Raw genomic sequence first — 21838 nt, forward strand, 5'->3', positions numbered from 1 at the left:
TTGTAGCGGTAGCTCAGGACCAACACTGATAAAAGCCTAGCTACTCTTATTAAAATAGCACAGTTAGCCGCCCTAAAGGGCGGGGCTTGTATCCCCGCTAGCTTCGGTCATGCTCGAATCCTTGTGATGTCACTCGCATCTCGGGCCGATCAAGCAGAGCGCACAATCGCCCGGACGCGCCCAATATAACGGAGCCAACCGCCGTTAGGAACCCCCGGCTGCTACGGGGGCCAAGTTTTGCTGCAGCACGCGGGTCAGCAGCGGTGGCGAGACGCGATCGCTAACGGTAGCCGCCCCAATCTGGGTGGGCAGCACGAACCGCACCCGCCCGGCTTTGACTTTTTTATCGGCCTGTAGCGCGTCCAGAATGGCTTCCACCGAGAGCTGGCCCGGGATTTGGGTGGGCAGTTGGGCCTTGCGGATCAGCGCCGTTTGGCGCCGGGCAGCCTCAGCCGACCACCAATCCAGCTCAACCGCCAGCTGGCCTGCTACTTCCATGCCAATGGCCACTGCTTCGCCGTGGGCGAGCGCGCTGTAGCCGGTCAAACGCTCGATCCCGTGCCCCACCGTGTGGCCGTAGTTGAGCACGGCCCGCAGGCCAGCTTCGGTCTCATCCTGGCTCACCACCTGGGCCTTGGCCTGGCAGGAGCGCACCAGCAGCGATTGCAGCTGCTCCTGCCCCATTTGGTCTGGGCTTGCCAGCCCTGGGGCGCGCTCGAGCTGGGCGAACAGCTCGGCATCCCAAATGGCGCCGTACTTGATGACCTCAGCCATGCCCGAGCGCAACTCCCGCAGCGGCAGCGTCTGCAGCAGTTGCGGGTCGATGAGGACGTGCCGCGGCTGGTGAAAAGCGCCGATGAGGTTTTTGCCCTGGGGGTGATTGACCCCCGTTTTGCCGCCAATAGCCGCATCCACCATAGCAAGCAGCGAGGTGGGCACCTGCACCACGTTGACCCCGCGCAGCCAGGTGGCAGCGGCAAACCCGGCGGCGTCTCCCACCACGCCACCGCCCAGCGCGACGACAGTGGAGTCGCGCTCCAGCCGGTGCTCGAAGGCAGCGTCGTAGAGCTGCTGCACCGAGGCCAAGGTCTTGTAGCGCTCGCCATCCGGCAGCAGCGCCCGGGCCACCGCCAACCCGGCCGCCTCCAGGCTGGCCATGGCGCGCTCGCCGTAGCGCTCAAACACGGTGGAATTGGAGACCAACAGCACCCGCGCGCCCACCTCCAGCGCGCGCAGGGCCTCGCCCAGCCCATCGAGCGCGCTGGGGGCGATGGCGATGTCGTAGTGGCGTTGTGGCAGGCGGACGGGGATGCGATCGGCCATAGGGCAACATCGAGCGCCGCGGTACCCGTCCAGCCTACCGCTGCTGGGGCGCGCCTCTGCTAGATTGAGCCCTGAGTCGTGCTTGTAAGGGGAGGCCCATCGCCATGGCTGCCGTCGCCACTTTTTTGGGCATTGCCGCCGGCCTGACCGCGATCGCCATGGGCAGCTACTTTGCCCTGCGCGCCGCCAAGATGATTTGAGCTACCCGCCGCTTTAGCAACTTCGCGCAAGAATCCTCCGCTTGGCATCTTCGATTCAAGCGTGAGATGAATCGCGCCGACCGGTCGCTACAATAGAAGAATGCTTGCCGCTGTCAAAGTCAGAATCTATCCCCACCGCCAACAGCGAACGGCGCTTGCTAAAGCCTTTGGCTGTACTCGCTGGGCCTGGAATGAGGCTTTGGCTGAGAACCAACGGAGGTACCGAGAAACCGGCAAGGGGATTCCAATCTACCAGCTAAAGAAGCGTTTGCCACAGCTCAAGCGGGAGCACCCTTGGCTTAAAGATGCGCCCAGCCAAGCATTGCAGCAAGCGATTCTCAATCTCAAAGCAGCCTTCGACAACTTCTTCCAGGGAAGAGCTAAACTTCCCCAGTTTAAGTCCAAACGGGGACGACAGTCCATCCAGTTCCCGCAAGGCGTCAAGCTAGGGGAACGATGCATTTATCTGCCCAAGGTGGGCTGGGTCAAGGCTCGGTTCCACCGTCCGCTTGTAGGGCGGCTCAAGACGGTCACGGTGTTCCAGACGCCCCGAGAGCACTACCATGCCGCTCTGCTGTTGGAGGACGGGACTCCCCAACCAGAACCAAGCGCCGACGGCAAGGCAGTGGGCATCGACCTGGGACTGACGGAGTTTGCCGCTACCTCGGATGGTGTCAAATTGGCCAATCCGAGGCACTTGGCACGGCATGAAGCCAACCTCAAACGCAAGCAGCGGAAGTTGGCTCGCAAGACCAAGGGATCGAATGGGTGGCGCAAGCTCAAGCAGCAAGTTGCTGCCATCAATGAGCGTATCGCCAATGCACGGCGAGACTGGCTCCATAAGTGCTCTCGGCGACTGGTGGACGAGAACCAAGCCATCTTTGCCGAGCATTTGAACGTCAAAGGCATGATGGCCAACCACAAGCTAGCCAAGTCAATCGGCGATGCCGGTTGGTCGTTATTTCGCCCAATGCTGGCCTACAAGGCTAAGCGGGAAGGGAAAATCTACCGTGAGATAGACCGTTTCTTCCCGTCCTCTAAGACCTGTAGCACTTGCGCTCGGGTTGTCGAGCACTTACCTGTAAACGTTCGGTATTGGCAATGTCCCGATTGTGGCCAGAACCACGACCGAGACATCTGTGCTGCTATCAACATCCGCAATGAAGGGGTAAGGCAACTCGCCTCCGGGACAGAGGCGACTGCCAGTGGAGGCGGTGTAAGTCCTTGCCGTACCGACGGTAAGGCTGCGGCCGTTGAAGTTGGAAGCCGCTCATCGAGCGCTAGCTGATGAGCGGTAGTTCACGCAGAGGCGGGCACGCCCGCGCAGCGCGCCAGGGTGGCGCGCACGCTCTCACCCAGGGCGGCCAAATCGTAGCCCCCTTCCAGCCCCAAGAGCGTGTAGGGCGTAAGCTGCAGGCAGCGCTCGGCCATGGCGCTGTAGTCGCCCGCCTCCAGCGCAACGCTGGCCAGCGGGTCGTCGCGGTGGGCGTCGTAACCCGCGCTGACAATGAGCAGATCCGGCGCGAACTGCTGCAAAAACGGTAGCGCTTCGTCCTCTAGGCGTGGTCGGTACGCCGCCCAGGTGCTGCCATCGGCCATGGGCAGGTTGAGAACGTTGCCGTGCTCGCCGCGCTCGTCGGCGCGCCCGGTCCCGGGGAAGCCCGAGGCTTGGTGCAGCGAGCAGTAGGCGATTTGCGGGTTGCGGCCGACAAAGTGCTGCGTGCCGTTGCCGTGGTGGACGTCCCAATCCAGGATGCCCACGCGCTCGATGCCCGGTTGCGCCAGGGCGTAGTGGGCCGCGATCGCGGCGTTGCCAAACAGGCAAAAGCCCATCCCGCGCGAGCGCACGGCGTGGTGCCCCGGCGGTCGGGCAGCCACAAAAGCCGGCTCGCCCAAGCTCAGCACCCAGTCAACGCCATCCAGCCAGGCGCTGACCGCCAGGAGCACCACCTCGTAGCTTTGCGCCGAAACAACGGTATCGGCATCGATCCGGCCGCCGCCGCGCTCGGCCAGCTCCTGCACGCGATCGACATACTCAGCGCTGTGGAGCTGTTGCACCCACCCCAAAGCATCCCGCTGTTGGGGCGAGCTGGGCTGCTGCCACTGCAAGCGATCCGCCCAGGGAGCCGCTTGCAACGCCTCCTCAATGGCATCTAGGCGCTCCGGTCGCTCGGGGTGCATGCCGCCAGTGGCGTGCTGTCGGAATTGGGGCGAGTGAATGACGGCAACGGGCATGGGGATTTTCGGTGATGGCTCTACAAACAGCCTACACCAGGGCGTATCGCGGGCACTGCCGCTGCGCTAACATGAGGGCATAAGCCGCTTCATTGGGCAGTTTTGGCGCTTCCGCACCGGAACCCTCCCAGGCTGCCCCGTCGGCATTGCTGGCATCCCCATTGACCCTATGACCCTAGCCGCGCGGACCATCCCGACCGAGCTGCGCAACGAGATGTCGCAGTCGTACCTCGAGTACGCCATGAGTGTCATCGTCGGTCGGGCGCTGCCGGATGCGCGGGACGGCCTCAAGCCAGTTCACCGGCGCATCCTCTACGCCATGTACGAGCTGGGCCTGACCGCCGATCGCCCGTTTCGCAAGTGCGCCCGCGTGGTGGGTGAAGTCTTGGGTAAATACCATCCCCACGGCGACTCGGCCGTTTACGATGCCCTGGTGCGCATGGCCCAGGATTTTTCCATGCGCGACCCGCTGGTGCACGGGCACGGCAACTTCGGCTCGGTGGACAATGACCCGCCGGCGGCCATGCGCTACACCGAGTGCCGCCTGCGCGCCGTCTCTACCGAAGCCTTGCTGCAGGACATTGAGTCCGAGACGGTCGATTTTATCGACAACTTTGATGGCTCCCAACAAGAGCCCCTGGTCCTGCCCGCGCGCGTGCCGCAGCTGCTGCTCAACGGTTCCTCGGGGATTGCGGTGGGTATGGCCACCAACATCCCGCCCCACAATCTGGGCGAGCTGGTTGACGCCACCATCGCGCTCATCCGCGACCCCGACACCGACGACGCCACCCTAATGCGCTACGTGCCGGGCCCGGATTTCCCTACTGGGGGTCAAGTCCTGGGGCAGGACGGCATCAAAGAGGCCTACACCACCGGGCGGGGGTCCATGGTCATGCGCGGCACCGCCACCATCGAGACCCTGGAGCAGCACGGCAAGGCGGACAAAGACGCCATCATCATTAGCGAGCTGCCGTTCCAGACCAACAAAGCCGGTCTGGTGGAAAAAATTGCCGAGCTGGTCAATGCCAAAAAGCTCGAGGGCATCTCCGACATTCGCGACGAAAGCGATCGCGAAGGCATGCGGGTGGTAGTCGAGCTCAAGCGAGATGCCTACCCGCGGGTGGTGCTCAACAATCTCTACAAGCAGACGCCGCTGCAGTCCAACTTTGGCGCCAACCTGCTGGCACTCGCTGACGGCGAGCCGCAGCTGCTGACCCTCAAGCAGCTGCTGCGCTCGTTTATTGAGTTTCGCATCGAGGCCATTACGCGGCGCACGCGCTACGAGCTGCGCAAGGCCGAGGAGCGCGATCGCATCCTGCAGGGCCTGCTGGCCGCACTAGCGGATCTGGATGCCGTCATCCGCACCATCCGGGGCGCTGCCGATACCCCCACCGCCAAGGCCCAACTGATGGCGCAATTCGAGCTGGGCGAGGACCAGGCCGATGCCATCCTGCAGATGCAGCTGCGCCGCCTGACCGCGCTGGAGGCCGACAAAATCCAGGCCGAGCACGACGATTTGGTCGAGCGCATTGCCGATTTGCGCGACATTTTGGCGCGGCGCGAGCGCATTGAGAGCATTATCGAGCAGGAGCTGAGCGAGATCAAATCGCGCTTTGCTACCCCGCGGCGCACCACCATCGAAGCGAACGCTGGCGAGCTGGACGAGCAGGATTTGATCGCCAACGAGCAAGCGGTCATCCTGCTGACCGAGCAGGGCTACATCAAGCGCATGCCTGTGGATACCTTCACCGCCCAGAGCCGGGCGACGCGGGGTAAATCGGCTACACGCATGCGCGAGGACGATGGCATTGCCCACTTCATCAGCTGCCGCGATCGCGACCGAGTGCTGTTTTTCAGCAATCGGGGCGTGGTGTACTCGCTGCCGGCCTACGAGATCCCGGCTGCCTCGCGCACCGCCCGCGGCACGCCCATCGTGCAGATGCTGCCCATCTCCAGCGAAGAGACCATCACCTCGGTGGTGCCGGTGGATGCCTTCAGCGAGGGCGAGTACCTGGTGATGCTGACCCAGCAGGGCTACGTCAAAAAGACCGCCCTGACTGCCTTCAGTCACATCCGTGCCAACGGCCTGATCGCGATCGCGCTGGCCGAAGGTGATCGCCTCTGCTGGGTGCGGCGGGCGCGCCGCGGTGACAGCATTGTGGTGGCCTCCCGCCAGGGCATGGCCATCCGCTTCCAGGCCGACGACCGGCAGCTGCGCCCGTTGGGGCGCGCCACGCGGGGCGTGCGGGCCATGGAGCTGCGCGGCGGCGATGCGCCAGTGGGCATGGACATCCTGCCCGAGCGCACCTCGGCTGGCCCGGATGTCGCCCACCCTGAGAGCGAGGAGGGCGCCCCCACCGAGCAGGGCCCCTGGCTGCTGGCCATTACCAGCAGCGGTTACGGCAAGCGCGTTCCGGTGTCGCAGTTTGGGCTGCAGAACCGCGCCGGTAAGGGGGTCATTGCCGCCAAGTTCCGGGCCGCTGGGGACGCGCTCTCGGCCCTGCTGGCCGTTGAGGCCGACGACGAGCTCATGCTGATTACCAACCGCGGCATTATCATCCGCCAGGCCAGCGATGCCATTCCGCAGCAGTCGCGCACGGCCACGGGCGTGCGCGTGCAGCGCCTGGACGAGCAGGATGCGATCGCCGCCGTCGCGCGCGTGCCGCAACCGGCACAGGACGAGGTTTGGCAAGATGCCGTCGAGTCAGGTGCAGGCTAGTCTTATAGCCGCGGTTTGCACCTGGAACGGTTGGTAGAGCAATGTCGCATCTGCTAGTACGTTGAGATAGCCCAATGCTAGCAGGCATGCATGGCCAAGATGGATGGCCAGACAGTCATGCCGAGCATCTAGCCAACAGTTATACCAATTTGAGCAGCGGATGCACGCTTGCTAAAGCGCATGACTCCTATATTGAGGGGGTTTCGGAGATCGCAATCTAGTGCACAAGCCACGAGAATTGGTATTAGTCCCTCTCATTCTAAGAGAGCAATAAAGGGATCCCCTTGCGCTTTTCGTTGCTGGTATTCTCGCTCAAGCCAACCAATGGGTTCAATTTCTGGGGTAGCATCCCGCAAGTCAAACAGCATGTCAATACGGCGTTTGACTGATTCAGGAAACTCATCACTTATAACGATTAAATCCGTGTCGCTTTCTTGAATGAAGTCTTCGCGCGCTACAGAACCAAATACGATGGCTGTGTAGTGGTATAGAGGCAGCTTGGATAAATAAAGCTTTACTCTCTGCAGCCGCAACGAGCGCTGTTGTTTCTTATTCAGCATTATTGACTAAATATTTGACTAAAGCAAAAATTTTTTTAGCACAATTGAGGCTCTCCAGGGCGTTTTGCTGATCGAAGAACTCCATTGGTGCTCCTGAACTATAAGCGTCCGGATATCGACTGGGAATATATACTTTATCTAGTTCTCTGGCGCATTTGCGAACTTCTTCAGAAATATAGCAGTCATAGACCACATGTGAACGCAACTAGTTTGTTGGACGAATCTATGGGATCCCCTCAAACTGGAACTCGAAGCTATTAGGCGTAAGCACAATAATCCGTTCACGATTCAAGTGGTCTTGCTATAGTTGTTTGCTGCTGTATGTCTGCCAATAGCTTGACAACTGAATGGCCTGTAACAAAGCGATCTGAGCTGCGCAACCATCCCTTTAAAATTAGCTCTGCTGCCTGGTGAGCTTTAAAACAAGCCCAGTCGCAATCCTCCGCCTCAAAATCCCGGCGTGCGGAAGTTAACGTGTGTTCTGCTTGTTTTTGATAGCATTGCCACTCTGCTTTTTTCATCTAGGCCTGGCTTGGGTGGTTTAGAGCGCTACCAATAGTTTCAGCTCAAACCGCGGCTGTGGTACTGGGATGCCAAAGGGCGAGCGTGTAGAATCTCGCGACCGTTCATCGGCCGGATTTCATCACGGCCGAGCGTTAAGACAGACACGGTTTTGCCCTGGCCGGTCACAAATTCAACCTCGTAGGGGCCCGCTGGTGAGGAGCAATAAACGACTGCGCCGATGTCCCCGCGCGCCAAGCCATAATCTGTGACATCGCGTAAAAGGACAACGGTTTCCAGTTCCTCGATTGGCGTTGCAGCGTCCATAAACGATCCCCATCGTCTGCTTGGCAGTTTTATACCAATTTGAGCAGCGGATGCACGTTTGCTAAAGCGCATTACTCCCATATTGAGGGAATTTCGGAGATCGCAATCTAGTGCACAAGCTACGAGAATTGGTATTAGCCTGGGTAAGCCGTAACCAAATACGGCTCGCCTGTCCCCGACTCGTTACAATCCATACCGTGCGAACCTGAAATTGTTGTCCCCTGGGCGTGCTTAAAGAACCGACAAGCACGTATACGATTTTGGCGTCTATGGATTTCCTGGTGGGCGAGCCCTCGATTGCCCGCCACAGCGATTGTAGAGCCAAACCGCGGCTGTCGTACTAGGTAGCAGTTCCTAGCGCGTCCGCCGCACAAGGCGGTAGTAGTGCAGGCTCGAAGCCAGCAGCACCAGCAGCGTTAGCGGCAGAGCGCCCCAGAACAAGGCCCGGCCAAACGCTGGTAGGAAGGGCAAATCGAGGGCATCCAGCAGCAAGTACGCCAGGTAGGCGGCGTAGTAGCTCACGAATAAGGCTCCCTCCCAGCGCGCGATCCGGCCGCCCGTCCAACAGACAGGCCAGCACGCCAGCGCGACCAACACCATCACGGGCAGATCCAGCCGGAGCGCTTCGCTAGCGACCTCAAGGCCACCCGGGGTGAGGGCGCTCGATAGGCCCAGCACGCCTAGGATGTTGAAAATGTTGCTCCCGATCGCGTTATACCAATTTGAGCAGCAGATGCACGCCCACCAAAGAACATGACTCCCATATTGAGGGAGTTTCGGGGATCGCGATCTAGCGCATAAACTACGAGGATTGGTATTACCCACGCTCAAATCGCGCGCGCCCCGCAGCGCCGCGACCGCCGAGGTTGCCAGCTCCGGCAGCGAGGTGCCCGGCCCAATGACGGCAATGCTGATCGCCAGCTCGCTGATGCCCAATGCCTGCGCCAGGGCGGTTGCGCTCTCCACCAGCAATGACGAGCCCCCAACTAGCAAGCCCAAGCCTCCAGCGAGCAGGGCAACGCTGGGGAGGGGGCGTTCCTGCATCGAGCTTTGGACTGGTTGTTGGGGCTGGCGCTGCCGACCGGCCCAAAACGAGCCCACGGTATAAACTGCGCCGCCCGCCGCCAGAACGGCGCCTTCAGCGCGCTCGATGCTCCCGTTGAAGCCCAATCCCAGCGCCAGCACGGACAGGCCGATGGCGAGCGGCAGGTCGAAGCGAAGCGCGCGCGGAGCGATCACTAGGGGGGCAATCAGGGCCGATAGGCCCAGCACAATGAGGATGTTAAAGATGTTGCTCCCGGCAACGTTGCCGATGGCAAAATCGGCCTGCCCGCTGAGGCTCGCTTGCAGGTTGACGGCCAGCTCGGGGGCGCTGTGCCGTAGCCCACCACCAGGCCGACGAGTAGCGGCGACAGCCCCAATCGGGCAGCCAGCTGGGAACCGCCCCGCACCAGCAGCTCGGCACCCGCAACCAGCAGGAGCACCCGACTGCCAGTGACCCAATCGTGGCGCCGTTCACGCTTGTTGTTAGCGTTCGCTAACTGTAACTGTCGGCTTGCAGGGCGCGCACGGCCGTTACGCCGCGCTCGTCCAGGACGCGGCCGCTGTCGACAATAGCATACACGAGCCAGCAATCGCCGCACTCCATGTAATTGTCCGCGCGGCACTCTAGATGGGCCAGCGCCCCCTGCAACAGCGGACAGCCGCTCTCGCCGGTTGCCGTTTCCAGATTGGCCAAGCAGGCCTCGCCCTCACCGTCGGTCAAATGCTTGGGGAGTTGCGTGCCCTCGGGCAGCACGTTGAGCGCGAACCGCTCGCCCACCGCCAGCATGGCGGCGACCGGATGCGTTTGGGGAACGGCAACCGTGACCCCCGGCGGCACGAAGGTGGCCTGGGACACCCATGAGGTCAGCAGGACGCCCGTACGCTCGCCCTGGAGGGCCGTGACGGCACACAAGGAGCCAACGACGCGCCGCACGGCTTGCTCGGCGCGCGGTGCCTGGGACTCGCTGGCGAGCTGGCGGTAAGCCCGCTGCTTGCCCTGCTTGCGCACCTTTTGGGCCAGGGCGGCGCCGGCCTCCTCGCAGGATTGCAGCACTGCCTCGGTGGGTTTGAACTTGACCCGAATGGGCTCGAACCCCAGGGGGTAGCCGGCATGGCGCAATTTGCTCTCGAGCAGGTCGACTGCTTCGCCGCTCCAGCCGTAGGAGCCGAACGCGCCGGCCAGTTGGCTCGTATCCGCGGTTGAGAGCACGATTCCCAAAGCCGTCTGAATTTGAGTGGGTAGGTGACCGCCCAAGGTGGGCGAGCCGATGGCAAAGCCATCCGCTCGGGCGACGGTCGTACGCACGGTCTCGGGCTCGGCGAACTCGCAGTTGAGGGCATCGACAGCCACGCCTGCCCCCTCAATCCCGCGCGCGATCGCCTGCGCGATGGTGGCGGTATTGCCGTAGGCCGAGGCGTAGAGCAGGGCAACGCGATAGGGCTGCTCCTGCTGCTGTTGGGCCCAGCGGCGGTAGGCCGCTGTCAGCTCGCTGAGGCTGTCGCGCACCAGCGGCCCGTGGCCGGTAGCGTAAAGCTGGGCCGGCTTGGCTGCCAGCTTCTCCAGGTGGGTTGCCACCTGGCCGGCGTGCGGCGCCATCAGGCAGTCGAAGTAATAGCGCCGGTCGGGATCGTCGGCAGACCATCCCTCATCAAAGATTGCTTCCCCGCAGACGTGGGCGCCGAAGAACTTGTCCGAGAACAAAATGCGCGTAGCGGGATCGTAGCTGCAGAGCGCATCCGGCCAGCGCGGGGTGGGCGCTAGCAGAAATTCCAGCTGATGGCCTTGCCCCAAATCCAGCGCGCGATCGCCTTTGACCACCAGCGGGTCGAGCCGTTGCTCGGGCAGGATGCGCGGCAGCGCCACGGCAGCCGGATTGGAGCAGACCACCGTGGCCTGCGGCGCCTGCGCCAGTAGGGCCCGTAGCGTTTCGCCCCGGTTGGGATTGAGGTGGCTGAGGATGATGTAGTCGATCTGTTGCGGATCGATGCACGCCTGCAAGGCCTCCAGGAAGGCATCGGTAAAGGAGGCCCCTGGCGGATCGAGCAGCGCCACCCAATCGGCCCGGATCAGGTAGGTGTTGGCGGTCGTTCCCCGCTTGCGAGCGTACTCAACCTCGAACTTTAACCGGTCCCAGGTACGCGATCGCAAAACGGTGGTATGGGGGGCAATGGAGCAAATTTGAACGTCGCGAGCGGCCATGGGAGTTCCCTGCCCTTCAGTCAGTAGTGATTGCCAACCTTGCGGTGGTGGACGGCGGTGCGCCCTTCGGCGTGGGAGACGCGCCCGGCTTCCACCTGGCAGTAGAGGATCCAGTGGTCGCTGCAAGCCATCCGGTCGATGACCTCGCACTCCAGGTACGCCAGGGCCTCGCTCAGAATGGGGGCGCCATTGGTCGCCGCTTGGGTGTCAACCCCTTCAAACCGGTCGGCCCCCGGCGGGAAGCGCTTGAGGAAGTGCTTCATCAAATGGCGGTAGTTACCCTCTGCCAGCACGTTGAGCACAAAGCGATCGCCGGTTTGCAGCAACGATTCGATGGCGCGGTCTTTGGCCACGGCAATGGAGATCCCCAGCGGCTTGGCACTGGCCTGGGCGACCCAGGAGGCCAGCATGGCACTTTTGACCTCGCCCTGCTGCGCCGTAATGATATAGAGCCCGCCGCTCAAGCGGCCCATGGCCTTATCCAGCTCGCTATCGAGCGATTTCATTTGCTTGACGCTGCGCTCGCGATTGAGCCACTGACCCACGTCCGTGCCGGCTTCTTCGCACAGTTTGAGGGTGGCTTCATCGGGCGGCGCGGTCAGGCGGATCCCCGCGAACACCTCCTTGAGCCCCAAATCCCGCAGTTGGGTCGCCAGCGGGTCGATGGGTTCGTCATCGCCACCGTGGGACTCGAACGCGCCGAACCCTTGCTTGGGGCTCACCGAGGCCAAGATCGTTGCAAGGGCGGTGGCGGCCTCCTGGCTCCGGGTGCCCGAGCTGGGCGGCATGCTGATCGCCACGCACCCTGAAGCCTCGACTACCTCGCGGATTTCTTGCGGGTCGGTCACGCTCATATCCACCATTTCCATGGCACTCCCGGCCTTGGTAATGCCGTGCGCGACGGCCTGCGAGAGGCGATCACTGTCCCCATAGTTGGAGACGTAGAAAACGGCAGCCGCGCTCTTGCTGTTAGTTTGAGCCTGGCTCCAATCGCGGTAGCGGCGGATCAGCTCCGGCGCGTGGTGGTACAGCAGCGGGCCGTGCCCGTTGGCCACAACATCCAGCTCGCCTAGCTTGTTGATGCGCTTGAGCGCGGTCAGCACCGAGCGCGCGTTGGGCGCCATCAGGCAGTCGTAGTAAAAGCGATAGTCGCCCTCGATGGCCTGCAAGTTGCGATCGTAGAGCGACTCGGAGCAATAGTGCATGCCAAAGACATCGCAGGTGAACAGCACCTGCGTCTTCCAGTCGTAGGTGAGCATTGTGTCCGGCCAGTGCAAGTTGGGCGCATTGACAAACTCCAGCACGTGGCCTTGACCCAAGTCCAAGCGATCGCCGCTTTTGACGGTTTTGCGCTCAAAGGGCTGGTGGACGAACCCATCTAAAAACTGAAGGCCCACTTTCGAGCCCACTACAACCGCCTGTGGGGCCAGCTCCAGGACTGCCTCCACCAAGCCGCTGTGGTCGGGCTCGGTATGGCTGACGATTAGGTAGTCAATTTGGCTGGGGTCAATCGTCGCTTTGAGCGCATCGAGATACAGCGATCCAAACTTTTCGTGCGAGGTGTCGATGAGCGCTGTTTGGTCCCCTTGGACGACAAAGGAGTTGTAGGTGGTGCCGTTCTGCAAGCCAAATTCGATGTCAAAGCGATCCCGATCCCAATCCAGCGAACGCAGCGCTGTCGTGCCGTCAGCGATGGTGGCCGTTTGCGTCGATAGGCGTTGGTTGTTTTGGGTGAGCGCTGCAACCATTGCGATTGCCTCCTTGGGGGCTTGGCGCGATTGAGCTCCGCTCGGCCGGGAAAGGGCCGCAGAGTGTTACTGAGTATTGCAAACCATGAACTTGTATTGATTACTTTAAGGGCTCTGCCGGCGAATGTGTCGTAGCATAAACAAAATTGAATCTATAAAACCAAAGCTAATTTATAAGTAAAACTTATTAAATGCTGCTGCCGCCCTGGACTCGGGCTGGCAGCTTGCCTGACGGTGACGGTGGCACAGTCGGTGAGAGTTCAGGCACCTTAACGGCCCGGATTGGCCTTGGTCGCCGCATTGCCATTCGCCCCACTGTTAGCTACCCGGTCATGGGAATTGGGTTCTTGGACCATTACCTGTGCATTAGCGTGCCGGTCACCTACGAGTTCGGCAACGGGCGCTCAGTCGAGCCTTACATTGGGGGGACATCACCTACACGCCGGGCAAGCGAATGGGCGCTCTAGCCACTGCCGGAGTTGATGTCCCGGTGAGCGAGCGGGTCACGGCCAGCACTGGGGTCAATGCTAGCTTTGGGGAAGAGCGTGGGGAAGCGGCGCAGCGCGTCACCAGTGGGGGGCAGGCAGGCATCCGCTACAAACTGAACTAGGCCCCCCAGGAGAGCGCGCCGGCAACGGCGCACTCCCCTTTGTTTTTGTCTAAAGAATCTGGATTAACGACCGAAGCTTTTCAATCCAACTTATAGCGTGTGCCTGATAGCGCTGCACCCAGCGACTGACAGTGCCCGGGCTATGCCCAACTCCCGAACGACTTGCTGCTGGACTCGTCCTTGTTCTACTACGGCGGCGACGGCCCGCTGGCGCAAGGCTTGCTGGGTTTGAGGCAATAGGCTTAGGGCGTCTGCCAACTCCAGGCTCGCTTCCGGATTGTCCTTTGACTGCGATCTATCTTGCTTGCTTGAAGAGTAATAGCAATGGCTGGAAAAGTTGGCCACTTCTTTTGGCCACTCCAGGTGCAATACGCAGGCCTCTAATTGCGATCTATTTAGGTTTGAGGACAATACCCCTAAGCCCTGCGAACGGCCCAAAAAAAGGGAGGGGCCCTAGGCCCCTCAGCGATCGCTTCAACGGACAGGACGCATTCGGAAACGGGTTAGACTCGGGCGGTTTGGCGGGCTTGCTCTAGTTGCTGCCCGACAAACGCCCAATTGACGAGTTCGTTGAGAAAGGCATCGAGGAAGTCGGGCTTGCGGTTTTGATAGTCCAAATAATAGGCATGCTCCCAAACGTCGCAGGTCAGCAGCGGCGTTTCGTTCGTGGGGAGCGGATTAATGGCATTGGGCGTTTGGGTCACTTTGAGGTTACCGCCCTCATCCATGACCAGCCAGGCCCAACCGCTGCCAAACTGCGTGGCACCGGCTTGTTTGAACTCGGCCTTAAAATTGTCAAAGTTGCCAAAATCGGCGGCAATCTTATCGCCTAGCGACCCGCTAGGCGCACCGCCCCCATCGGGCGACATGCAGTTAAAGAAAAAGGTGTGGTTCCAGGCTTGAGCAGCATTGTTGAACAGGCCAGTTCTTGAGCTGTCGTTGTAGGTGGCCTTGATGACCTCCTCGATGGGCCGATCGACCATACCCGCTTCTTGAGAGAGCTGATTGTACTGATTGACGTATTTGGCGTGGTGCTTGTCGTGATGGAACTCGAGCGTCCGGGCCGACATGTGCGGCTCGAGCGCATCGTGATTGTAAGGCAGCGGCGGCAACTCGTAACTCATGGCGTTCTCCTCCTGCTAATTGCTAAAAGCGCAATCTCGTTTCCTAGTTTTGAGCGATTGAGGGGTCCCTTCAATGCCCACAGGGGGGACAACCCCATGGGGATTGCCGGATCGACTGCAATGCTCTTACCAGCAGCAACTGACAATCCCCCCGACGGGGATTGTCGCTCCCAAGCGATTTCCAGATCATTGGCGTTTGAATGTTCTAGTGCTGTCGATGGGGAGAAAGCTAATCCTAGCCAGCTTGCTGCTGGGCGCGCCCGTTCTGGTGCTGGGGTGCCGCGCTCAAACAGGCGGCGATCGCCAAACCAATCCAGCCGATGCGAATGGCGCTGGCGGCCAAACGGGCGAGTTGCGGCTAGCGGCCAACGGCGAAGATTTCGTTCGCCAGGGCTTTACCAGCAAAAACGGCTGGCAGATCGCGTTCGAACGGGTAGCCGTCACTTTGGGTGACGTGACGGCCTACCAGAGCGATCCGCCCTTCGATCCGGACCAAGGCGGCGACATTCAGGCGGTTGAGACGGTCAAGCTTGTAACCGAGCCCGTCACAGTGGACCTGGCCGAAGGCCCCGAGGATGCCGATCCCATTGAGGTGACCGGCCAGCAAGCACCAGCAGGCGAGTACGACGCCCTGGCTTGGTCGCTCGTTACGGCCAACAATGCCACCATCGCCATGGAGGGCACGGCGCAAAAGGACGGGCGCACGATCGACTTTCAAGTTTCGCTCGCACGCCAGATGCGCTACCGGTGCGGCGCCTACGTGGGCGAGCAGCGCAAGGGAATTCTGGAGCCAGGCGGCACGGCCGCAGTCGAGGCAACCTTTCACTTCGACCACCTCTTTGGCGATGCAGAAGCGCCAGCTGACGGCGATCTCAATCAGAACGCGCTCGGCTTTGAGCCGCTCGCTGCACTCGCCGAGGATGGACAGCTCCAGGCCGATGCCAACAGGCTGCGATCACAGCTATCGGATGCCGACTACCAAACCCTGCAAAATGCGCTGCAGGGACTGGGTCACGTCGGTGAAGGACACTGCCGAGTCAATGAGGTGACGGCATCTGCCGGCGATGGCAACCCGAGCTAGCGGAGGGCGACAATGCAGAGCCACGCGTCCGGGCCTTTAGCACCCCAGCGGAGGTGGCACCTCGGGCATGCTGCCCTCGCCCTCCTGGCCGTACCGGTGGCCCTAGCCCCCTTACGAGCGGCGGCGCACGGCACAGTCGTGGAGTACCGCCGCACTGAGGCGATTGCGATTCAAGCCCGCTACGAGGGCGGCGACCCCATGGCCAACGCCCAAGTCACCGTTTACGCACCTGATGAGCCATCAAATCCCTGGCGCCAGGGCACCACGGACAGCAAGGGCCGGTTTGCGTTCGTACCGCCGGGGTCCGCGAGCGGTAACTGGGAGGTGCGCGTGCGCAAGGCCGGTCACGGCGAGATCGCCAACATTCCCCTCGGGCAAAAGACCGGATCGGCAGCCGCAAGCGGTCTGGCCGGTAGCACGGGCTATACCCCGTTGCAAAAAGCCCTCATGGGCGCGGTTGGCGTTTGGGGCTTTGTGGGCACAGCCTTGTTTTTTGCACAGCGGCGGAGCTAGTGCCATGCACGTCCCCGATGGGATCGTTCCCCCTAGCGTTGCCATTGCCGGGTACGCCCTGACAGGGGGCATGACCTGGTACTCGCTGCGCCAGATCGATCACGATCCGCAGGCAACGGCCAAAATGCCCAAAGCCTCGCTGCTAACGGCCGCATTTTTTGTCGCCTCGTTGATTCACATCCCCATTCCGCCCTCGAGCGTGCATTTGGTGCTCAACGGCCTGGTGGGGATCGTGCTGGGCTACTTTGCCTTTCCGGCCATTGCCATTGGGTTATTCTTTCAGGCCGTGTTTTTTCAGCACGGCGGGCTATCCACGCTGGGCATCAACGCGGCCATGATGGGCATTCCGGCCGTTGGGGCTTACTACACCTTTCAGTTGCGCGAACGCTTGGGCCGCTCGCAGCGCTTGCAGCAGGTGCTGGCATTTGGCGCCGGCGCAGGGGCACTGGCAACTTCAGCGTTGGTCTTTACGGTTTTGATCGTCACCACCGTGCCAGCCGAGCTGAATGCCCAACTGGAGCAGACCGCAACCTTAATCGCGCTGGGTGGCTACGCCGTCCAAGCCGTCATTGAAGGACTGTTTACGGTCATGCTGGTGTCGTTTTTCCAGCGGGTTAAACCCGAGCTGCTTGAAGAATCGTGAAGCTAGCGCTCGATCGCTACGCCCACTTGCACTCGCCCATCCACGCCTGGGAGCCGCGGCCCAAATTCGTGGCCCTGCTGGCCTTGATTCTGGCGTTTGCCTTTATCGAGCAGCTGGTACTGCTGCCGGCCGCGATTGCCGTTACTGCCATCCTGTACAAGATCTCGCGCCTGCCCCTGGAGTTTTTGTTGGCGCGCCTGCGCTATCCGGGGGTGTTTGTGGCGGCGGTGGTGGCGTTGCTGCCCTTTGCCGCGGGCGAAACCGTGCTGGTCGCGTGGGGGCCACTTGCGCTCAAGCAGGAGGGGACGCGGGCCGCCTTGCTGGTTGCAGGCCGCTTTGGCTGCATCCTGACCGTGAGCCTGGTGCTGTTTGGCACGGCCCCGTTCCACACCAGCGTCAAGGCCCTGCGAGCGCTGGGGGTTCCCGCTACCCTGACCGACATGACGCTGCTGGCCTACCGCTACCTGGAAGAGCTGGGCAGCACCCTGGTGACCGTGCAGCGCGCCATGCGGCTCCGCGGCTTCCGCCCTCGCCAGCTCAGCCGCCGCAACCTGCGGTTGCTTGCGGCTGCCATCGGCACGTTGGTGGTGCGCAGCTACGAGCGCTCCCAGCGGCTCTATCAGGCCATGCTGCTGCGCGGCTACGGGCAAGCGCCTCGCACCCGAGCGCCCTTTTTCCTGGCGCGCGGCGAGCTGGATGCGCGCAGCCGGATCGCCTTTGGGGTCACTGTGACCGTCGCAGCTGCCTTGCTAGGGGCTCAAATGGGCGCCTAACGACGCTGAAGCTGGAGTGAAAGCAACTATGGCCCAGCTACTGCAATCGCAGCTCGAAACCGCCCGGGCCGATGCGATCGCCATCGCCAACTTACATTTGCGCTACCCCGATAGCGGGGCGGTGCTGCACGATCTGACGCTGCAGATCCGGCCGGGCGAGCGCGTGGGCCTGATCGGTCCCAATGGGGCAGGCAAAACGACGCTGTTTTTGGCTGTCTGCGGCGTTTTGCCGGTCACGGCCGGCGAGATTGCGCTCTTTGGCGACCCGGTGGTGCCGGGCCAATTTCGCCCCGACATTGGCTTGGTCTTTCAGAACCCCGACGATCAGCTATTTTGCCCCACCGTCCGCGAGGACATTGCCTTTGGCCCGCAGAACATGGGCCTCTCGGCGCCAGCGGTCGAGGAGCGCGTCCGCGAAGCGCTCAGCCTGACCGGCACGCAGGCGCTCGCCGAACGCATGCCGCACAACCTCTCGGGTGGGGAGAAACGCATGGTGGCGATCGCTGCCATCCTGGCCATGCACCCCCACCTGGTGCTGTATGACGAACCCAGCGCCAATTTGGACTTTCGCGCACGGCGGCGCCTGATCCGCTTTTTGCAGGGCTCGCAGGGAACCCTGGCCTTGGCGTCCCACGATCTGGAGCTAATTTTGGAGGTTTGCGATCGCGTGCTGCTGCTCGAGGGCGGTCAGCTCGCAGCCGATGGCAACCCCCGCGATGTCATGAGCGATCGCGCCCTAATGGAAGCCCACGGGTTAGAGAAACCCCACTCGCTACTACCGCACCATAGCGGCCCCTAGCCTTGGGCGGTTTCCCCAACTGGGCGCGCAAGGGCAACATCGGGGATAATGGCGGGCGGAAGTTGTTGGCGTTCGCCCAAGGAGCAAGCCGCCATGAGCAACACGTTTGACTTTCGTCGGGCCATGCAGGAGGCCCAAGGCCAAGCCCTGGTTGGCCCAAACGTAATCCGCAATGCTCTTCCGTTTTTGGGGGGCGGACTCGTCCTGACCGCCATGGGCGTTTACGGCGGCCTGGGGGTAATGTCGAACTACCCGCAGGCGTTCATGCCCACCTTTTGGGTCGCGCTCATTGGCAACTTGGTACTGTTTTTTGTCTCGCGCGGCGTTGCCGAGCGGGGCAATAACGAGACAGCGCTGCCGCTGCTGGGTCTCTACAGCTTGCTATCGGGCTACACGCTCAGCGCCATTATCTTTATGGCCCTTAGCACTTCGGGGGTGGGCGTTCAAGGCATTGGCATCGCTGCGCTGGGCTGCGGCGTCACGTTCATGGCAGCGCGGCCCATTGGCTCCAACCTCTCGGATGAAGACGGCATGGCGCTGACCAAAACCGTTCAGCTAGGGCTCATTGCCCTCGTGGTCGTCCTGGTCGGTCAGCTGTTATTCAGCTTCTTTGGGGTCATAACGCCCAGTTGGCTGGAGGTGGGCATCTCCAGCATGGGCGTATTGCTGTTTGCCGGCATGGCGGTGGTCGATTTCTACCTGCTGCCGCGTACCTACCGCGACGACCAGTACTTGCCGGCTGCCCTGTCGATGTATTTGACCTACATCAACCTGTTTATCTTTATCCTGCGCCTGCTGATTGCCCTCAACCGCGAATGACGGCAGCCCTGCACGGGGCACGTCTCGGGGCCGCTGGCACGCCAGCGGCCCTTGTTTGTGGGCAGCCAGTGGGGGTAGCGCCGTTGTGTCGATGGGTGGTATAACTAGCGCGGAAGCGTCCCAGCAGTGCATCTGGCTGCGGACGAATTGAGGTAGGAGCGTGAGGAGTACCATGTCGGTTCGACCGCGTTGGTCGCAATGTCTGGCTGCTGCAGCCATCGCAGTTGCCTCGCTGGGATTGAGCGCAGGCCCAAGCGGTCCAACGCGCTCGGTCGCGCAAGCTGAATCGATTTCCCTAGAGGTACCGCCGCCAGCGCGGCAGGCGAGCGGAACCTGTCGCGCCCAATTGGGCCAGGGCCTGGATGCCACCCTCGATAGCTTTGGCGTGGCCAACAGCGAGTGGGGCATTGCCGTCAAGTCCTTGCAAACCGGCCGGACGCTCTACCGGCACAACGCCCAGCACCCCCTCATTCCGGCTTCCAACACCAAACTGCTAACCGTAGCAGCGGCCTTCCGGCAGTGGGACCCGCCCCTCAACGACCGGCACCGCGCGCGGGTAAAGCGCATCCTGCGTTATAGCGATAATAGCCTGGCCGATAGCCTGCTGAGCGGCTTGGGCGGTCCCCAAGTGGCCAGCCGCTCGCTCAGCCAGCTGGGCTTGACCGAAGCCAACTACCGCCAGGCCGACGGATCCGGCCTATCCCGCCGCAATGCCGTCACGGCCTCGAGCCTGGTTTCGCTACTGGCTGCCATGCCCGATAGCAACCACTGGGCTCTGTTCTACAGCTCGCTGCCAGTGGCCGGTCAAAGCGGGACGCTCAGCCATCGCCTGCAAGATACCGCTGCAAGCGGCCAAATCCGGGCCAAAACGGGCACCCTGCACGGGGTCAGAGCCCTCTCAGGTTACGCCGAGACGGCCGATTTTGGGCGGGTAGCGTTTAGCATTTTGGCCAATAATCCCAACGGGGCCGGATCCCGCCTAGTGGCGGCGATTGACAAAATCGCCCTGCAATTGGCCCAGCTGCAACAGTGCCAGCAACCGCTAGCCGAATCCGCCCAAGATGTGGGTACTGGCAAGGGCGAAAGCTAGCGTGAGCGTCAGCGGACTCACCAGGGTTGAGAGCGCAACAATACGCGCCACCTCGCTGGGATCCCCGCCGAACTCGCTGACCAACACCATGCAGCCAGCTCGTACGCACCAACGGCCAAGCGCGTTGTAGCCAGCTGCATGCCCAGCCCGATCAAGGCAACGGGAATGGCAGCCTGACCGAGCTGTCGCAGCGTCTCGCCCAACTGCAGCGGCAGCTCCACGACCGCCACGTTGAGCGCCAACCCCACCAGCATGGCCCAAAATAGCGGCAGCCTGAGCACTAACGTCAGCCCGCGCGCAAGGCCTGCGCCTTGCAAAAAAGCCGGTCCCAAACCAAACAGCGCGATCGCCGAGGCAACCAAATAAATGGCAGCCCGCTCCAACCCTGCATCGCCCAAGGTGAAGGCAACGAACGGCAAGCCCAAATTGCCGGCGTTAGAAAACAGCCCGATCGCCACCAACTCTTTCTCGCGCGCCAGCGAGAGCGACAGCAGCCGGCTTATCCCCCAAACCAACAAATAGAGCAACCCCGAAACGGCGGCAAACCCTGCCAGCAAGCCCAGGGCACTCTGCAGCGATAGCGTGGTGCGATAGAGCTTGTCCGCAATGAGCGCCGGTGCCAGCACGTACAGCGCGAGCTGGGCGAGCGTGCGGTGCTCGAGCTGCAACCAGCGACCGGCAACAAAGCCAATTGCCGCAATGGCGCTCACCGAGACAAACGCGGCGACAATACTGCTCATGGCAGGCACCCGCTGCGGCGATGGACATTGCACGCTGGCGCAGCCTTAAAGTGGAAGCCCGCCAGAGAACCTAAGCCGCGTTAACTGCCAAATGCCCGAGGCAAGCTCCCTTTGTGGCCGGATCGGGCTGGGGCAACGTAGGGCGGCCCTTCCATGGCAATGGGTTCAGGCCGAGGCCACTCCCCGCGGCGTCCGGCTGCCAGGATGCGGTCGGCCTGCTGGGCCGTAATGCCGTAGGTGGCGCGCACCTGTCGCTGGTAGCGCCGCTTCAGCTGCTCGATGCGATCGATGCGCCTGAGGCTGTAGCGCCGTGGGTTGCTGGCATTGGGACGGCGCGGGTATTGCTCCCATCCCTGCCGCCTGGCGCGTTTCGCAGCTGCCTCGAGCGCCCGGTAAATCTCGCGTTGCTGCGATTCGCCAACAGCTACTGCTGCCGCGTCCTGCTGGCGCGCTTGCAAGCGTTGCAGGTAAGCAGCTGCTTCCTCTAGCGTCTGATTTTCAACTAAGGGGGCCTGGCGCTGGAGGTAATCGGCTGCCTCCTCGAGGGTATCTTCAGCAATCAAGGGCTGGCGGCGCTCGCCCTCCTCCGCCTCCGATTGCGCCTGCTCGCTGCTGTCCGAGCGGTTGAAGGTGGCAGCAATCTGCTGCCACAAGCCCGGCTTGAGGGTAACCATGGCCCAACCTGCCAGTCCCAGACCGGCCACGGTTGCGCCGAGCGATGCAGCAATCGCGATCACCGTCTTAGCCCGTTTGGATGCCATACGCAGTTAGTTGGTCGCGGCTGCAATG

At 62.0% G+C, this 21838-nt stretch carries 20 protein-coding genes and 2 pseudogenes; 10 read left to right on the forward strand and 12 right to left on the reverse strand.

The window, feature by feature from the left end:
- Positions 1 to 204: 204 nt before the first annotated feature.
- Positions 205 to 1323 carry a 3-dehydroquinate synthase gene (locus BRC58_04525; protein PSP18033.1) on the reverse strand — a complete coding sequence of 373 codons (1119 nt, stop codon included), beginning with the start codon at positions 1321 to 1323 and terminating at the stop codon, positions 205 to 207.
- A gap of 104 nt (positions 1324 to 1427) precedes the next feature.
- Between BRC58_04525 and BRC58_04530 the strand changes: the two genes are divergently transcribed.
- Entirely contained in the window at positions 1428 to 1523 is a 96-nt protein-coding gene (locus tag BRC58_04530) for a cytochrome B6-F complex subunit VI (protein PSP18034.1), read from the forward strand.
- Positions 1524 to 1623: 100 nt separating this feature from the next.
- Positions 1624 to 2811: a transposase gene (locus tag BRC58_04535; protein PSP18035.1), complete on the forward strand. Its 1188-nt coding sequence runs from the start codon at positions 1624 to 1626 to the stop codon at positions 2809 to 2811.
- Between the two features lie 11 nt (positions 2812 to 2822).
- On the opposite strand, the gene BRC58_04540 is transcribed toward BRC58_04535, so the two are convergent.
- Complete coding sequence (locus tag BRC58_04540; GenBank protein PSP18036.1) at positions 2823 to 3758, reverse strand: histone deacetylase; 936 nt, start codon at positions 3756 to 3758, stop codon at positions 2823 to 2825.
- A 169-nt stretch (positions 3759 to 3927) separates the two neighbouring features.
- Here BRC58_04540 and BRC58_04545 point away from each other — a divergent pair, with 169 nt between their 5' ends.
- Complete coding sequence (locus tag BRC58_04545; protein ID PSP18037.1) at positions 3928 to 6477, forward strand: DNA gyrase subunit A; 2550 nt, start codon at positions 3928 to 3930, stop codon at positions 6475 to 6477.
- A 254-nt stretch (positions 6478 to 6731) separates the two neighbouring features.
- Here the strand turns inward: BRC58_04545 and BRC58_04550 are convergent, their stop codons facing one another.
- The 8 genes and pseudogenes from BRC58_04550 to BRC58_04585 form a co-directional block, all read right to left on the reverse strand.
- Positions 6732 to 7037 carry a hypothetical protein gene (locus tag BRC58_04550; GenBank protein PSP18038.1) on the reverse strand — a complete coding sequence of 102 codons (306 nt, stop codon included), beginning with the start codon at positions 7035 to 7037 and terminating at the stop codon, positions 6732 to 6734.
- Entirely contained in the window at positions 7027 to 7242 is a 216-nt protein-coding gene (locus BRC58_04555; protein PSP18039.1) for a hypothetical protein, read from the reverse strand. The genes BRC58_04550 and BRC58_04555 overlap by 11 nt, the downstream gene beginning before the upstream one ends.
- Before the next feature lie 76 nt (positions 7243 to 7318).
- A complete protein-coding gene (locus tag BRC58_04560) occupies positions 7319 to 7558 on the reverse strand; it encodes a hypothetical protein (protein ID PSP18040.1) in 240 nt (79 codons plus the stop codon).
- A gap of 40 nt (positions 7559 to 7598) precedes the next feature.
- Positions 7599 to 7865, reverse strand: a complete 267-nt coding sequence (locus BRC58_04565; GenBank protein PSP18041.1) for a DUF4926 domain-containing protein — start codon at positions 7863 to 7865, stop codon at positions 7599 to 7601.
- Positions 7866 to 8219: 354 nt separating this feature from the next.
- A pseudogene (locus tag BRC58_04570) lies at positions 8220 to 9349 on the reverse strand (sodium:calcium antiporter).
- 53 nt (positions 9350 to 9402) lie between these two features.
- The gene (locus BRC58_04575) at positions 9403 to 11109 is read right to left on the reverse strand and encodes a flavin oxidoreductase (protein PSP18042.1); all 1707 of its coding nucleotides are present in this window, start codon (positions 11107 to 11109) and stop codon (positions 9403 to 9405) included.
- Between the two features lie 20 nt (positions 11110 to 11129).
- Complete coding sequence (locus BRC58_04580) at positions 11130 to 12857, reverse strand: diflavin flavoprotein A (protein ID PSP18043.1); 1728 nt, start codon at positions 12855 to 12857, stop codon at positions 11130 to 11132.
- A 1113-nt stretch (positions 12858 to 13970) separates the two neighbouring features.
- Positions 13971 to 14591: a superoxide dismutase [Fe] gene (locus BRC58_04585; protein PSP18044.1), complete on the reverse strand. Its 621-nt coding sequence runs from the start codon at positions 14589 to 14591 to the stop codon at positions 13971 to 13973.
- A 217-nt stretch (positions 14592 to 14808) separates the two neighbouring features.
- Between BRC58_04585 and BRC58_04590 the strand changes: the two genes are divergently transcribed.
- From BRC58_04590 to dacB, 7 genes are all read left to right on the forward strand, one after another.
- A complete protein-coding gene (locus tag BRC58_04590; GenBank protein PSP18045.1) occupies positions 14809 to 15672 on the forward strand; it encodes a DUF4382 domain-containing protein in 864 nt (287 codons plus the stop codon).
- Positions 15673 to 15756: 84 nt separating this feature from the next.
- Positions 15757 to 16185, forward strand: a complete 429-nt coding sequence (locus tag BRC58_04595) for a hypothetical protein (protein PSP18078.1) — start codon at positions 15757 to 15759, stop codon at positions 16183 to 16185.
- Between the two features lie 4 nt (positions 16186 to 16189).
- Positions 16190 to 16828: a cobalamin biosynthesis protein CbiM gene (locus tag BRC58_04600; protein ID PSP18046.1), complete on the forward strand. Its 639-nt coding sequence runs from the start codon at positions 16190 to 16192 to the stop codon at positions 16826 to 16828.
- The gene (gene cbiQ / locus BRC58_04605; GenBank protein PSP18047.1) at positions 16825 to 17601 is read left to right on the forward strand and encodes a cobalt ECF transporter T component CbiQ; all 777 of its coding nucleotides are present in this window, start codon (positions 16825 to 16827) and stop codon (positions 17599 to 17601) included. The genes BRC58_04600 and cbiQ overlap by 4 nt, the downstream gene beginning before the upstream one ends.
- A 28-nt stretch (positions 17602 to 17629) precedes the next feature.
- Positions 17630 to 18400: an ABC transporter ATP-binding protein gene (locus BRC58_04610; protein PSP18048.1), complete on the forward strand. Its 771-nt coding sequence runs from the start codon at positions 17630 to 17632 to the stop codon at positions 18398 to 18400.
- Positions 18401 to 18493: 93 nt separating this feature from the next.
- On the forward strand, positions 18494 to 19219 hold the full coding sequence (locus tag BRC58_04615) for a hypothetical protein (GenBank protein ID PSP18049.1): 726 nt from the start codon (positions 18494 to 18496) through the stop codon (positions 19217 to 19219).
- A 172-nt stretch (positions 19220 to 19391) separates the two neighbouring features.
- On the forward strand, positions 19392 to 20309 hold the full coding sequence (dacB, locus tag BRC58_04620; GenBank protein ID PSP18050.1) for a D-alanyl-D-alanine carboxypeptidase/D-alanyl-D-alanine-endopeptidase: 918 nt from the start codon (positions 19392 to 19394) through the stop codon (positions 20307 to 20309).
- Here the strand turns inward: dacB and BRC58_04625 are convergent.
- Positions 20262 to 21049, reverse strand: a pseudogene (locus BRC58_04625) (transporter). The gene dacB and the pseudogene BRC58_04625 sit on opposite strands and share 48 nt — an antisense overlap.
- A gap of 80 nt (positions 21050 to 21129) precedes the next feature.
- Positions 21130 to 21810 (reverse strand): hypothetical protein, encoded by a 681-nt coding sequence (locus tag BRC58_04630; protein PSP18051.1) that lies wholly within the window; start codon positions 21808 to 21810, stop codon positions 21130 to 21132.
- Positions 21811 to 21838 lie beyond the last annotated feature (28 nt).

It is taken from the genome of Cyanobacteria bacterium QS_8_64_29 (assembly GCA_003022125.1).
Classification (GTDB): Bacteria; Cyanobacteriota; Cyanobacteriia; order Cyanobacteriales; family Rubidibacteraceae; genus QS-8-64-29.

What these genes read in the sequence shown, in the direction of transcription:
- BRC58_04525 (PSP18033.1), bottom strand. Translation starts at nt 1,323, where the DNA reads ATGGCCGATCGCATCCCCGTCCGCCTGCCACAACGCCACTACGACATC.
- BRC58_04530 (PSP18034.1), top strand. Translation starts at nt 1,428, where the DNA reads ATGGCTGCCGTCGCCACTTTTTTGGGCATTGCCGCCGGCCTGACCGCG.
- BRC58_04535 (PSP18035.1), top strand. Translation starts at nt 1,624, where the DNA reads ATGCTTGCCGCTGTCAAAGTCAGAATCTATCCCCACCGCCAACAGCGA.
- BRC58_04540 (PSP18036.1), bottom strand. Translation starts at nt 3,758, where the DNA reads ATGCCCGTTGCCGTCATTCACTCGCCCCAATTCCGACAGCACGCCACT.
- BRC58_04545 (PSP18037.1), top strand. Translation starts at nt 3,928, where the DNA reads ATGACCCTAGCCGCGCGGACCATCCCGACCGAGCTGCGCAACGAGATG.
- BRC58_04550 (PSP18038.1), bottom strand. Translation starts at nt 7,037, where the DNA reads ATGCTGAATAAGAAACAACAGCGCTCGTTGCGGCTGCAGAGAGTAAAG.
- BRC58_04560 (PSP18040.1), bottom strand. Translation starts at nt 7,558, where the DNA reads ATGAAAAAAGCAGAGTGGCAATGCTATCAAAAACAAGCAGAACACACG.
- BRC58_04565 (PSP18041.1), bottom strand. Translation starts at nt 7,865, where the DNA reads ATGGACGCTGCAACGCCAATCGAGGAACTGGAAACCGTTGTCCTTTTA.
- BRC58_04575 (PSP18042.1), bottom strand. Translation starts at nt 11,109, where the DNA reads ATGGCCGCTCGCGACGTTCAAATTTGCTCCATTGCCCCCCATACCACC.
- BRC58_04580 (PSP18043.1), bottom strand. Translation starts at nt 12,857, where the DNA reads ATGGTTGCAGCGCTCACCCAAAACAACCAACGCCTATCGACGCAAACG.
- BRC58_04585 (PSP18044.1), bottom strand. Translation starts at nt 14,591, where the DNA reads ATGAGTTACGAGTTGCCGCCGCTGCCTTACAATCACGATGCGCTCGAG.
- BRC58_04590 (PSP18045.1), top strand. Translation starts at nt 14,809, where the DNA reads ATGGGGAGAAAGCTAATCCTAGCCAGCTTGCTGCTGGGCGCGCCCGTT.
- BRC58_04600 (PSP18046.1), top strand. Translation starts at nt 16,190, where the DNA reads ATGCACGTCCCCGATGGGATCGTTCCCCCTAGCGTTGCCATTGCCGGG.
- BRC58_04610 (PSP18048.1), top strand. Translation starts at nt 17,630, where the DNA reads ATGGCCCAGCTACTGCAATCGCAGCTCGAAACCGCCCGGGCCGATGCG.
- BRC58_04615 (PSP18049.1), top strand. Translation starts at nt 18,494, where the DNA reads ATGAGCAACACGTTTGACTTTCGTCGGGCCATGCAGGAGGCCCAAGGC.
- dacB (PSP18050.1), top strand. Translation starts at nt 19,392, where the DNA reads ATGTCGGTTCGACCGCGTTGGTCGCAATGTCTGGCTGCTGCAGCCATC.
- BRC58_04630 (PSP18051.1), bottom strand. Translation starts at nt 21,810, where the DNA reads ATGGCATCCAAACGGGCTAAGACGGTGATCGCGATTGCTGCATCGCTC.